This is a genomic window from Flavobacterium glycines (assembly GCF_900100165.1).
Classification (GTDB): Bacteria; Bacteroidota; Bacteroidia; order Flavobacteriales; family Flavobacteriaceae; genus Flavobacterium; species Flavobacterium glycines.
On sequence record NZ_FNEO01000004.1, the window covers coordinates 98,840 to 112,888 of the forward strand.

The following is a 14,049-nucleotide window of genomic DNA, read 5'->3' on the forward strand; positions in this document are numbered from 1 at the left end:
CAAAACTTACACAATAGAGTAAATTTATTCTTTACTACCCAAACGAATTCCCCTCTTAAGAGGGGGTAGGGGTGTGTTCTTTTTCAACTATAATCGTCCATCTACAGCTTCTCTCAAAACCCCTTTTACATCATATAAAATACTACTTTCATTTTGAAGCTTTGAATAATCTAAATTTAAAAATTCTTGATGTGCCACTCCTAAAACAATTGCATCAAACTTATGCTTAAACGTTGGAACTGAAAGACATTCTAAACCATATTCAAGCTTAACTTCTTCTGGGTTTGCTAAAGGATCACACAAGGTGATTGCAATTCCGTACTCTTTTAAGGCGCTGATTACATCTATAATTTTTGTATTACGAACATCCGGACAATTCTCTTTAAAAGTAATTCCTAACATCAACAGAGAAGCTCCGTTAACAGAAATTCCTTTTTTAATCATTAATTTAACTATTTGAGAAGCCACGTATTCCCCCATACTGTCATTCAGGCGCCGTCCTGCTAAAATAATTTCAGGATGATAACCTAATTCCTGTGCTTTTTGAGCCAAATAATACGGATCAACCCCTATACAGTGTCCTCCCACTAATCCGGGTTTAAAAGGCAAAAAATTCCATTTGGTTGCGGCAGCCTCTAAAACAGCTTGAGTGTCAATATTCATTAGATTGAATATTTTGGACAATTCATTCACAAAAGCAATATTAATATCACGTTGTGAATTTTCAATAACTTTCGCGGCTTCAGCTACTTTTATAGATGGAGCCAAATGTGTTCCGGCGGTAATTACAGAGCTGTATAATGCATCTACTTTTTGACCAATTTCTGGAGTAGAACCAGCGGTTACTTTTAGGATTTTATCTACGGTATGTTCTTTATCTCCCGGATTAATACGCTCAGGAGAATAACCCGCAAAAAAATCAACATTAAATCGTAATCCCGAAATACGTTCTAAAACCGGCACACATTCGTCCTCAGTCACTCCGGGATAAACAGTAGATTCATAAATGACAATATCACCTTTTTTTAAAACCTTAGCTACCGTTTCACTGGCTTTGTATAATGGCGTCAAATCAGGACGATTGTTTTTATCAACAGGAGTTGGAACAGTTATTATAAAATAATTACAGTCAGCAATAGCTTCCAATTGATTACTGCAATACAATCCTTTTTGGTTTTGAATTTTATCTTTGGAAATTAATACCGATTTTAAAACAGACTCGTCTACTTCAAATGTAGTATCAATTCCAGTATTTAAAGCATCGATTCTCTTTTGATTAATATCAAAACCAACAACTGTATATTGAGTAGCAAATAACCTGGCTAATGGCAAACCTACATAGCCCAAACCAACTACTGCAATTTTAGAATTATAATTCATTGATTTTTATTTATTTATAAAAACTTAATGAGTTTCACCAACGCTTCGCGGTTCCAACTCACATAAAACGAGTCAGAAACCTAATTTTTCGTTCGCAAATATAACTACAATCAACCGAAATTCCTGTATGAAAATGCATCTTAATACTTTATTAAAAAATAAAAAAAGAAATAAAATGTAACCCTCTAACTTTCAACGTTCCATAACACCAATTCGAAAAAAAACTTTGACCGCTTAAAAAAATAATAAAAAACAGATTAACCGTATTTTAGAAAATCATTTAACAAAAAAAGCGTTTGAATTTTCCTCTATAAAAATCCAAACGCTTACTAAAAATTAAAATCCCGTAAAAATTCATCGACTATGTTTGCCTAAGTTTCATTTTCAAAACACACCCCATGGACTCCAAAAGAAGTACATAATTATCATTCCTGTTCACTTCTCTTACAACAGCCTCATGAGACTTGAAAGGACCGGATTCCAGAACAACCTTATCACCCACTTGCAGGCTGCTAACCGAAATTTCATATTGATCCGGAGCAGAAAGCCATTTTTTTATAGTATCAATTTCTTCATCACGTACAATAGCCGGTTTCCCTAACCAAAAAAGATAACGTACAACACCTGACGACTGAAAAACAAGATTCCTGTCAGCTTCGTTCAAACGAACAAAAACATAAGAATTAAACAACGGAACTTCTACTTTCTTCTTTCTATCCGACCATTGACGCACTTGAGTAACCAAAGGAGAATAACAATCTATTCCCTTTTGTAGCAATTGCTCCGCCACCTTCTTCTCCCACTTTGGTTTTGTATATACCACATACCAATTCATTCCTCTATTTTTGAGATAATTACATTATTTATTTTAGGCTTACCAACTGACAACCCACAACTGACAACTAACAACAGTCACCCCTAAGAACCAATCGCCTGATAAACAAAACCTATTTTTTCCAATTCAGCAGCATTTAATATATTTCTTCCATCAAATACAAAAGCCGGTTTTTGCATAGCATCGTATATTTTTTGCCAATCGTAAGTAACAAACTCATCCCATTCCGTAAGTATCGCTACTGCATGAGCTCCTTCACAGGCTTTATAAGGGTTTTCAAATGATACAATGCTTTCCGCATTCTTATCGGCTGTTCTTGTTTGTAAATAATCCAAATCAGCTAATACTTTTTTATAGGACACTTTAGGATCATAAACAGCAATCTTTGCATTTTCATTAATCAAATCATCTGCTACATAAATTGCAGCAGATTCTCTGGTATCGTTGGTGTCTTTTTTAAAAGCCCAGCCTAAAAAAGCAATCTTTTTATCTGAAACTGTATTATAAAGTGTTTTTACAATATTACTTGAAAAGCGTCTTTTTTGGTGGTCATTCATAATGATTACCTGCTCCCAATAATCAGCTACCTCATTTAGCCCATAGGATTTTGCTATATACACTAAATTCAGTATGTCTTTTTGGAAACAGGAACCTCCAAAACCTACCGAAGCTTTAAGAAATTTAGGCCCGATTCGGCTGTCCATTCCAATGGCTCTCGCCACTTCATTTACATCTGCACCGGTTTTTTCACAAAGTTCAGACATCGCATTAATAGAAGAAATTCTTTGTGCTAAAAAAGCATTAGCTGTCAATTTTGACAATTCCGAAGACCATACATTAGTGGTTAAAATTTTACCCACAGCAACCCAATTCGCATAAACATCCACCAACGCCTGAATGGCTTTTTGTCCTTCTTCAGTAGTATCTCCTCCAATTAAAATTCGATCCGGATGTAACAAATCCTGAACGGCTGTTCCTTCAGCTAAAAACTCAGGATTGGAAAGAATTTGGAATTTCACACCATTTCCTGTATTATCCAAAATACTCTTAATTGCTTCTGCTGTTCGGACCGGCAAAGTCGATTTTTCTACTACAATTTTATTACTTGTAGAAACTCGGGCAATTTGTCTGGCACACAACTCAATATACTTTAAATCGGCCGCCATTCCTTTACCTTTTCCGTAGGTTTTTGTTGGCGTATTTACCGAGATGAAAATCATCTCTGCTTCATCGATGGCTTTATCCACTTCTGTAGAAAAGAATAAATTGCGTCCTCTTGCTTCCTTCACTATTTCAGAAAGTCCCGGCTCATAAATTGGAATATTATTAACATCTTCATCATTCCAGGTTGCAATTCTTTCTTCATTCAAATCCACTACAGTTACCTGTATCTGTGGACATTTTTGTGCTATAATTGCCATTGTAGGACCTCCAACATAGCCCGCACCAATGCAACAAATTTTTGTAATTTTCATTTATTCTGTTTTTTGTTTTTTGTTTTCTGTTTTCTGTTATCGTTATCTACTAACTGACAACTAACAACCGACAACAGATGACAGACAACATATTTATATTTTCCAATGTTCTTCTACGTACTTCAGGAAAGAAAAAATTTTAGCTCCCAAAGCATCATATTTTTCATAGAGCACTTTCATATCATCAGCCAAATAAGGATACAAATTGACTATTTTTTCAATATGATTAAGTGTTTCTAAATTACTTGCATGAGAGTAAACCAAAAATTTAATAAAATCATTTTTATACCTTCTACGCCCATAACCCTCTACAATGTTTGTTACGACAGAATCAGAAGACCTTCTAAGCTGACTTCCTAACTCATATAATTCATATTTTGGCAATTGCAATGACAAAGTATGTCTTTTATAAAACAATTCCATTCCGATGGTATAAATATCCAGATCCTTATAACTTTTCAACTGCTTCTAAGTTTAATGATAATAATATTGCTTTTCAAACTATCAACTCACAACCCACAACTGACAACCCACAACCGAGAACTGACAACCGAGAACTGACAACCGAGAACTGACAACTGACAACTCTATCTCAAATTCTCCCAATACCAATCTACCGCTATCTTCAATCCTTCCTGCAAAGAATATTTTGGCTCATACGCTAACAATTCTTTCGCTTTATCGATACTTGCTAATGAGTGCGGAATATCACCTGCTCTGTTAGGACCGTGAATCACTCCTACATTAGCAATTTCAGAATCATAATTACTCAGATATTCTTTTAAATAAGCAACCAAATCGTTCAGGGTATTCCTGTCTCCATAAGCGGTGTTATAAACGGTGTTTACCGCCTCCTTTTTATCTGTAGCTATCGCCAATTCATTCATTTGAATCACATTGTCGATATAAGTAAAATCACGGGAATAATTCCCCTCTCCGTTAATTGTAATGTCCTCATGTTGCATCAACTGCATGACAAATTTTGGAATTACTGCAGCATAGGCGCCATTAGGATCTTGCTTTCTTCCAAAAACATTAAAATAACGCAAACCGATGGTTTCAATTCCGTAAGTCTTACTAAAAATTTCAGCGTATAATTCGTTTACAAATTTGGTAATAGCATAAGGCGAAAGTGGCTTCCCAATAACATCTTCCACTTTTGGCAATCCCACCGAATCCCCATAAGTCGAAGAACTGGCTGCATACACAAAACGTTTCACTTTAGCCTCTGTGGCTGCTTGCAGCATATTCAAAAACCCCGAAACATTGACATCATTCGTCGTAACAGGATCTTTTATAGAACGCGGAACCGAACCCAAAGCGGCCTGATGCAGTACATAATCGACTCCTTCAACAGCTTTTTTACAATCCTCCAAATTTCGAATATCTCCTTCAATCAAAGTAAAATCAGGATTAGAAATACAAGCTGTTAAATTATGACGGTGACCAGTAGCAAAATTATCCAGACAAATCACTTTATTTCCTTTGCTTAAAAAATATTCGCAAAGATTTGACCCGATAAAACCGGCTCCTCCTGTTATTAAAATAGTATAATTGGTTATTTCTCGCATTTTTTTATTTAAAAATTAGCTACTGAGCATGTTTATTTTTTTTCAAAAAAATCATTGGCAAAATTATCAAAAAGTAAGTTCGATGAGTAATTTTATTCAACTTTAAACAAAAACGTGATTCTTCCCTAACTCCAACTGTCCTTAACTTCCGGAGTCGAGTGTCAAATGTTTGAAGAATGCGTAAAAAGAAAAGCTGTTTGAGTCCCGACACTTCGGGACGAGTTCTTTTCTTTTAGCATTCGAAAACTAATTTGACCGACGAGGAAGAGCAAGACTTGATTTTTTTGTTTCTTTTTTGATCAAGCAAAAAAGAAAATTCCTTTTTCATACAATTCTAAACACCCTACGCTTTTCTAATCTTTTTAAGTATTTTTTGGATCAATCCTTTCGGTTTTTCCTCATCATGATAACCGTTCGAATATTCTCCATAGCCGTACCCATAGCCATAGCCGTACCCATAAGCAGAACCATATTTTGCTTTATTTTCAAAACCGTTTAAAATAATACTCACATTATTCATTTCTCCACGTTTAACCCTGTTGTTTAAAAGAGGAATCATTTCTTTTTTGGTAATATTCTGCCTTACTATATACAAAGTCACATCAGCATACTGACCTAATTCCAGGGAATCAGAAACTAATCCAACCGGAGGGGTATCCAAAATAATATAATCATATTCCTTTTTCAATTCTTCCATTAAATCCGCCATAGCTTCGCCAATAATTAATTCGGAAGGATTTGGCGGAACAGGTCCGGAAAGAACTACATCCAGAAAAGGAATTTGAGTGTGATTAATTATATCCTTTAAACTTTTCTGCTTAATCAAATAATTAACAACCCCAAGATCATTAGACAAATTGAATTCTTCAGCCAATTTGGGTTTTCTCAAATCCAAACCAACAATTACTGTTTTCTTTTCGCTTAAAGCAAAAACGGTAGCGATATTTATCGAACAAAAAGTTTTCCCCTCACCACTAATAGACGAAGTAATCATCAACGTTTTCCCTCCTTCAACATGTTGTTTTTTATACAAAAACTGCAAAGAAGAACGTATAGCTCTGAAAGATTCAGACAAAGCCGATTTAGGTTTCTCAAATACAGCCAACTCACCTTTATCTTTATAAACGCCCAACACTCCAAGTAAGGGAATTTGAGTTTGTTTACTTACATCTTCCGCTTTTTGAATCGAATTATTGATAAAAAAGAGGATAAATATAAACACCAAAGGAATAGTGAATCCAAGAAAAACGGCCAACACATAATTAACCGATGTTTTAGGACCTATCAAACCTCCCCCAACATCTTTTGCCGGATCTATAAAATGAATATCTGATAAATTAGCTGCTTTAACAATATTGGCTTCGCTTCTTTTTTGAAGAAAAGTGCTGTAAATATTATCACTTAAATCATATTTCCTTTGTATTTTAATCAATTCCTGCTGATCTTCAGGCAATTGCCTGATATTACCCTCGGCCTGATTGATTTTACTATTTACCAATCCTAAATCAAATTGTAAAGCCGATTTTGCGGAAGCTATATTCTCTAACAAAACACTTTTAACAGCTTCCATCTGACTATCAAATTCTCTAAAAATCTTATCGCTTTTTACAGCATAGGCCATTTCTGAACGTTGGGTAGAAAGTGCAATCAGCTTAGAAATATTGGCTACAATATTCGGATCATCAATTCCTGCCACCGATGGTGCCGGAAGCTTAGAATAATCAACGCTGTTTTTCAAATACGCTTTAAGCGAATTATAGTAAGAAATCTTTCTCGCAATAGCATCTTTTTCTATATCATATTGTGAAATCTTTTCTGAGAACTTGGCTCCTCCGTCTTCTAAATTGGAAACATTTTTTCCTATTTTGAAAGATTTCAATTCTTCTCCGGCTGTTTTTAATTGTGATTCCATTGCCACCAAAGTACTGTCAATAAAACCTATTGTATTAGTAGCAAATTGATTTTTGCTGTCTAATTGTCTCTTGATAAGCATTTTTACAGTCGAATTGAGGTATTCAACCATTCTGGCTTTATTAGTCCCCTGTAATCTTAAAGTTAAAATAGAAGCTCCCTTTTCATCCGGCGTTACACCAACTCCTTTATAACGGGATACTGTCCCGTTGAAATCATTAAATCGAACAAAATATTCTCTCCCTTTGTAAAAACCCGGATTATCATTTATGAATAATTTCCAATGTAAAAAAGGCAAAGAAACCTGCTCTCCTACCCTATATTTTTTAACAAAATCTCCCATTTCCACATTTGCAGAACCATAGGAATTATCCAAATAGTTAATTAATGAAACCGAATTACTTTGAAACGGAATTTTAATTTGATATTCTGATTCCGTTAGAAAAGTAATACTAATCAAGTTTCCTGCTAACTGAGCCTTATCTTTATCGATACTCACATAAAATGGAACAGCACCATAGGCATCGACCATATTGTACTCTTTTTGCTCTAAATAATCAATATAGAACTGTAATTTATCCACCACTAATTCATTATGAGAACGGGATTGTAAAGTAGTAGAAACAGTTTGCATTTGATCAGAAACGCCTCCCCAGTTAAAAGTCAGACTGGTATTAGAGGTAAACAAGGGATTACTTTCTTCCTTAATAGAAATCAAAGTTTCCATTTCGTAAATTTTTTCCTTACGAATATTTACCTGATAGGCAATGGTTACAGCAATAATCAAACTTACCAAAAACAATTTCCAATAGCTCAATATCTTAATTAATAAGCCTTTGAAATCAAAACTAACTTGGTTTTCAAAAATGGAAAAGTCTTTTATATCTAACATTTTTTCGAAATGTGTTTTATCTCTTTAATAATAGTAAAACAGTAGTCCCTAACGATAGTAATGTTAATATCGTTCCTAAAGATTCTATCCCTGTTTTTCCTGTTCCCCAGGTTTTTTGCTTTAAGGGCTTCACATAAATATAATCATTGGGCTGCAAATAATAATACGGTGAATTGATCACATTACTATCAGTCAAATCAATATCATGCATTTCATTTCCTGTTGGTGTTTTTCTAATAATAGTAACCGCCTTTCTGTTTCCTAAAAGTGTAATATCACCCGAATTAGCTATAGCTTCCATAATATTTACATGCTCCTGAAACAAAGTTTTTGTCCCTGTACTTCCTACTTCCCCATTTATCGTATAACGAAAACCGGCTAACTTTACTATGACAAAAATATTGGCTTCCTTCTTGAAATATTCAGCTAATAATTGTTTTTCAATACGTTGTCTGACTTCATCCAGAGTATAACCAATAACATTTAACTCTCCCAAAATAGGCATTCTGATATTTCCATGATCATCAACCGTAAAACCATTAAAATACAAACCCGCTTCAGACTTAGCCAATTCGCCCTGATTTGTAGTACTAAAAATCTCAACTAGTTTAGAATCATTCGCTTTGATGCTAATACTCAAAACATCATTGATTTGTAATCGATACGGTTTAGATTGTACAGCCGAAATGGAAGTTTCGGCGGTTGTTTCATTTTTATTTTGCAAATAAACCAAGTCATGTGTCGAAATACAGGAAGTAAACAACACACAAACACTTAGCAATAAACCAAATAGATATTTACCCATTTTATTATTTTAGACAACAAATATAGCTTTTCATTTACGATATTAAAAGCCTCAGTATACAAACCTATTAATTATTTTTTATTGCCTTTTCAAATGGCAAACGCTGCAAAATACTTCTTCCCAAAGTCACTTCGTCAGCATATTCTAATTCGTCTCCCACAGCAATTCCACGTGCAATCGTGGAAATTATAATATCCGAATCGGAAATCTGTTTATAAATATAAAAATTAGTAGTATCCCCTTCCATTGTAGAACTCAATGCAAAAATAACCTCAGTCAATTTTCCTGATCTCACTTTTTCAACCAAACTGGCTATCTTTAACTGACTTGGTCCAACTCCGTCAATTGGCGAAATTTTCCCTCCCAAAACATGATAAATCCCTTTAAACTGCCCCGTATTTTCAATCGCCATCACATCGCGAATATCCTCAACAACACATACTATTTGATGATTCCTGTTAGTATTGCTGCATATTTCACAAATTGCCGTATCCGAAATATTATGACAACTTTCGCAAAACTTAATATCCTCACGCATATTAACCAATGCCTGAGTTAAAAAACCAGTTTGTTCTTTAGGCTGTTTTAACAAATGCAACACAAGTCGCAAAGCCGTTCTTTTTCCAATTCCGGGCAATTGCGAAATCTCATTTACTGCTTTCTCTAATAATTTTGAAGAAAATTCCATAGTTGCAAATGTAACAATTTGTTTATTGAAATAATTGATTATTCGAAAATGCATTTTAAAATTCGAACACTTTTTAAATTCAAATTTCACTACCGAATTTGTTGCCTAAAAAATCGTAATTTGCTGGTATAAAATCAAGGAAATGACGCCAGCCACAATACTATCTCTCATCATTATTTATTTTGGAATCCTATTCATAATCGCTCATTTTACCAGTAAAAACAACAGCGGAAATGATGCTTTTTTTAAGGCGAATAAAAATTCCAAATGGTATCTGGTAGCTTTTGGAATGATTGGAACCGCCTTATCCGGAGTAACATTTATTTCTGTTCCCGGGGAAGTAGGCTCACCTAACGGAGAGCAATTCAAATATTTCCAATTTGTTTTAGGCAACGCCATAGGTTTCATAATTGTTGCCAAAGTGTTGTTGCCTTTATATTACAGAATGAACCTCACCTCAATTTACAGCTACATCGAACACCGACTTGGTTTTTATTCCTACAAAACAGCAGCCGGCATTTTTTTAATAAGCCGGACTATCGGCTCAGCCTTTAGATTGTATTTAGTTGTTATCGTCCTGCAACGTTTTGTATTTGATTATTACCAAATCCCTTTTGCAATCACAGTACTTATTTCATTGACTTTAATCTTTGCCTACACCTATCGCGGTGGTCTAAAAACAATCATCATTACCGATACTCTGCAAACTTTCTTCCTGGTCACCTCAGTTCTGCTAACCATTTATTTTATATGCCAAAGTTTAAATCTGAACTTTTTTCAGGCTTTCGAAACTGTGAAAAACAGCAATTATTCTAAAACTTTTTTCTTTGACGATTTCCTGTCTAATAAATTTCATTTTGTCAAACAAATTCTGGGCGGTATGTTTGTTACCATCGCTATGGTAGGTTTAGACCAGGATTTAATGCAAAAAAACCTAAGTTGTTCCAATATTGGCGAAGCCCAAAAAAACATGTTTACCTTTACCGGAATTTTTGTCATCATCAATCTTTTCTTTTTGAGTGTTGGCGCCTTACTTTATATTTATGCAGCAAAAAACAATATAGAAATCCCGAAAGATTTAATCACCGGAAAACCCAGAACCGATTTACTTTTTCCCGAAATCGCTTTTCATCACCTGAGCATTATTCCATCGGTAATTTTTTTACTGGGATTAACCGCTGCTACTTTCGCCACAACTGATTCGGCATTAACAGCACTCACAACCTCTTTTTGTGTTGATTTTTTAGGAATGGATAAAACGGAAAATTTACACAAACCTAACATCATCAAAACAAGACATCTAACTCATCTTGGTTTTTCCTTCTTAATGTTTCTGGTAATTGTATTTTTCAATTCCATCAACGACAGTTCGGTAGTTGGGATGATTTTCAGAGTCGCTTCTTATACTTACGGCCCTTTATTAGGTTTGTATTGTTTTGGATTATTTTTAAAATCAAAAACCGTAAAAGACCATTACATTCCTTTTATCTGTTTAATTTCACCTGCCATCACTTTTTTTATCAGCGAAAATTCCAAGGATTTTTTAATGGGTTATGTTTTTGACAATGAATTAATCATTATCAACGGACTAATTACATTCCTTGGGCTTTTGTTTATAAGTAAACCGGCTAGCCAGACGAACCGTTTTTAAACAAAAAACCATTTTACCCAGAGCAAAATGGTTTCAGTTTTATTTTTCAATTCTTTAATATTGATTCGTTGCCAATAACACCAAAGTACAAGCAACTTCAAATGCTATGTTATTCAATTCCAAAAGCTGGTACAGCTGCGGATTTTCGGTTCCCGGATTGAAAATAACGCGCTTTGGCTTTGCCTCAATAATATAATTATAATAATCCCGTTGATTTCTCGGATTCAAATACAAGGTAACCGTATCAATATTTTTTAGAGGAATGGCTTTGTTATGAATTTTCACTCCGGCTACTTCTCCTACATCATGACCTATAGCAATCACCGAATGTCCTTTATCCACAAGCGACAAAATTGCCTGATGCGCATATCGAAACGATTTTGCTGAAGCGCCTAATACTAAAGTTTTTTTATTTTTCATTTATTTTTTTATTTAATCAAATGCATCTGAAACAACATCTAGTCACGAGGCAGGAAAATCTCCGCCATCATACATCGGGCGCTGCCACCTCCACAGCTTTCAATAGTTTTTAAATTAGCACTCAAAATAGTCCCATATTTTTCCAACTGTACTTTTTGCGCAGCACTCAACGACTCAAAAGCAGTTGTACTCATCACAATATATCTCTTATCATTAGCTCCCGAAAGCTCCAGCACATTTCCGGCAAAATGCTCCACTTGTTTCTCACTAATTAAAACCAACTCTTTTCCACTGGCTCTTAAATTGTCTAAAACCATTTTACGTTCTTTTTTATCTTCAATCATATCGGCGCAAATTATCGCAAAATGCTCTCCAACACTCATCATCACATTGGTATGATAAACTAATTGTTGTTTCTCATCGACCGTATGGAAAGCTTCAAAAATGACCGGGGCATAATCAAAATCTTCGCAGAACTCAATAAAAAGTTCCTCATTAGCTCTTGGAGACAAAGCACAATAAGCAATTAAATTCACCCTATCCAAAACGACACTACCGGTGCCTTCAAGGAAAATCCCCTCTTCTTCAGCCGAAGTAAAATCAACTACATTCTCAATTACAAAATCCTTCTCTTCTAAAATATCTAAAATATCCTCACGACGTTCATTTCTCCTATTCTCTGCAAACATAGGATACAAAACCACATCACCATTATCGTGAAACGAAATCCAGTTATTTGGAAAAATACTATCCGGTGTATCGGTTTCTGGTGTATCATCCACCACAACCACTTCAACTCCCACCTCCTGAAGCTGACTTACCAGAGCATCAAATTCCTGTTGTGCTTTAGCATTTATTGCAGAAGGCAACATGCCCTTTAATTCTTTTTGGAAATGATTATTTTCTATTGTTTGCTCGTTCATCCGAAAAGCCACCGGACGAATCATTAAAACCGAATTACTTACTTGCTTCATAAATTAAAATCGTATTAATTGCTTTTTCTCAAAGATAAAAAAAGCTCCACGGTTAAGTGAAGCTTCTTCGATTTATTGTTTCTTAATTATTGAGGTCTTTTGAACTCTCTTAATGGCGAACCAGTGTATATTTGTCTTGGTCTTCCAATTGGTTCTTTGTTTTCACGCATTTCTTTCCATTGCGCAATCCAACCCGGTAATCTTCCGATAGCAAACATTACTGTAAACATATCTGTAGGAATCCCTAAAGCTCTGTAAATAATTCCAGAATAGAAATCTACGTTTGGATATAAATTTCTTGCTTTGAAATATTCATCTTCTAAAGCTGCTGCCTCTAATCTTTTAGCAATATCCAAAATTGGATCATCTACACCTAAAGTTCCTAAAACTTCGTTAGCTGCTTTTTTAATGATTTTAGCACGTGGATCGAAGTTTTTGTAAACTCTGTGTCCGAATCCCATTAAACGGAATGGATCGTTTTTATCTTTAGCTTTAGCCAAATACTTTTCCGTATCTCCACCATTTTGGTGAATCTCTTCTAGCATTTCAAGAACCGCCTGGTTAGCACCTCCGTGTAAAGGTCCCCATAAAGCAGAAACTCCTGCAGAGATAGAAGCAAATAAACCTGCGTGAGAAGAACCTACCATTCTTACTGTAGAAGTAGAACAGTTTTGCTCGTGATCAGCATGTAAAATAAATAATTTATCAAGAGCTTCAGTTACAACAGGGCTTAATTTATAAGGCTCAGTTGGCAACTCAAACATCAATCTCATAAAGTTTTCTACGTATCCTTTTGTATTATCATAATAATTCAAAGGATATCCCATCGATTTTCTGTAAGTCCATGTCGCAATAACAAGGAATTTACCCATAGTTTTACAAACTGCCTGGTATAATTCTTTTTCATTTTCAACATTAACTGATTTAGGATTGAAAGCAGTCAAAGCACTTGTCAAAGCAGCTAAAACTCCCATTGGATGAGCAGTTCTTGGGAATCCGTCAATGATTCCTTTCATCTCCTCGTTTACTAAGCTATGTTTTCTAATATCTGTTTCAAATTGTTCTAACTGAGCAGCTGTTGGTAATTCTCCAAAAATTAAAAGATAAGAAACTTCTAAAAAATTAGCCTGATCAGCTAAATCTTCAATTGCGTATCCTCTGTAACGTAAAATCCCTAATTCACCATCCAAGAAAGTAATTTCACTAGTGCAAGAACCTGAATTTTTATAACCTGGATCAATAGTTATTGCTCCTGTTAAATCTCTTAATTTGTTAATATTGATAGCTTCTTCGTTTTCACTTCCTACGAAAATAGGAAACTCATACTTCTTACCATCAATTTCTAATATTGCTGTTTTTGACATAATAATTTGAAATAAATCTTTACACTTAATAATGTACCAAATCTAAGGATAATAACCTTAATTAAAAAGGGGAAAAAGCAGTG

12 protein-coding genes are annotated in these 14,049 nt (G+C 34.7%); 1 reads left to right on the top strand and 11 read right to left on the bottom strand.

The genetic code is table 11. The annotated features are described in order from the left end of the window. Nucleotides 1–87: 87 nt before the first annotated feature. The 8 genes from BLR17_RS11315 to recR form a co-directional block, all read right to left on the bottom strand. A complete protein-coding gene (locus BLR17_RS11315) occupies nucleotides 88–1,380 on the bottom strand; it encodes a nucleotide sugar dehydrogenase (protein ID WP_066329325.1) in 1,293 nt (430 codons plus the stop codon). A 361-nt stretch (nucleotides 1,381–1,741) separates the two neighbouring features. After that, nucleotides 1,742–2,215 (bottom strand): UpxY family transcription antiterminator, encoded by a 474-nt coding sequence (locus BLR17_RS11320; RefSeq protein ID WP_066329326.1) that lies wholly within the window; start codon nucleotides 2,213–2,215, stop codon nucleotides 1,742–1,744. 83 nt (nucleotides 2,216–2,298) lie between these two features. Further along, a complete protein-coding gene (locus BLR17_RS11325; protein WP_066329328.1) occupies nucleotides 2,299–3,690 on the bottom strand; it encodes a UDP-glucose 6-dehydrogenase in 1,392 nt (463 codons plus the stop codon). Nucleotides 3,691–3,783: 93 nt separating this feature from the next. Next, entirely contained in the window at nucleotides 3,784–4,152 is a 369-nt protein-coding gene (locus BLR17_RS11330) for a four helix bundle protein (RefSeq protein WP_066329329.1), read from the bottom strand. Between the two features lie 125 nt (nucleotides 4,153–4,277). After that, nucleotides 4,278–5,261, bottom strand: a complete 984-nt coding sequence (locus BLR17_RS11335; RefSeq protein WP_066329330.1) for an SDR family oxidoreductase — start codon at nucleotides 5,259–5,261, stop codon at nucleotides 4,278–4,280. A 343-nt stretch (nucleotides 5,262–5,604) separates the two neighbouring features. Next, nucleotides 5,605–8,064 (bottom strand): polysaccharide biosynthesis tyrosine autokinase, encoded by a 2,460-nt coding sequence (locus BLR17_RS11340; protein WP_066329332.1) that lies wholly within the window; start codon nucleotides 8,062–8,064, stop codon nucleotides 5,605–5,607. 16 nt (nucleotides 8,065–8,080) lie between these two features. After that, nucleotides 8,081–8,869 carry a polysaccharide biosynthesis/export family protein gene (locus tag BLR17_RS11345; protein ID WP_066329333.1) on the bottom strand — a complete coding sequence of 263 codons (789 nt, stop codon included), beginning with the start codon at nucleotides 8,867–8,869 and terminating at the stop codon, nucleotides 8,081–8,083. Between the two features lie 67 nt (nucleotides 8,870–8,936). Beyond that, nucleotides 8,937–9,557, bottom strand: coding sequence for a recombination mediator RecR (recR, locus tag BLR17_RS11350; protein WP_066329565.1), 621 nt, complete (start codon nucleotides 9,555–9,557; stop codon nucleotides 8,937–8,939). 142 nt (nucleotides 9,558–9,699) lie between these two features. Here recR and BLR17_RS11355 point away from each other — a divergent pair, with 142 nt between their 5' ends. Continuing rightward, nucleotides 9,700–11,208, top strand: coding sequence for a sodium:solute symporter (locus tag BLR17_RS11355; RefSeq protein ID WP_066329334.1), 1,509 nt, complete (start codon nucleotides 9,700–9,702; stop codon nucleotides 11,206–11,208). A 54-nt stretch (nucleotides 11,209–11,262) separates the two neighbouring features. On the opposite strand, the gene BLR17_RS11360 is transcribed toward BLR17_RS11355, so the two are convergent. From BLR17_RS11360 to BLR17_RS11370, 3 genes are all read right to left on the bottom strand, one after another. Beyond that, nucleotides 11,263–11,628, bottom strand: a complete 366-nt coding sequence (locus tag BLR17_RS11360) for a CoA-binding protein (protein ID WP_066329335.1) — start codon at nucleotides 11,626–11,628, stop codon at nucleotides 11,263–11,265. Nucleotides 11,629–11,666: 38 nt separating this feature from the next. Beyond that, nucleotides 11,667–12,602, bottom strand: coding sequence for a citrulline utilization hydrolase CtlX (gene ctlX / locus BLR17_RS11365; RefSeq protein ID WP_066329337.1), 936 nt, complete (start codon nucleotides 12,600–12,602; stop codon nucleotides 11,667–11,669). An 86-nt stretch (nucleotides 12,603–12,688) separates the two neighbouring features. Beyond that, nucleotides 12,689–13,966 (bottom strand): citrate synthase, encoded by a 1,278-nt coding sequence (locus BLR17_RS11370; protein WP_066329338.1) that lies wholly within the window; start codon nucleotides 13,964–13,966, stop codon nucleotides 12,689–12,691. Nucleotides 13,967–14,049 lie beyond the last annotated feature (83 nt).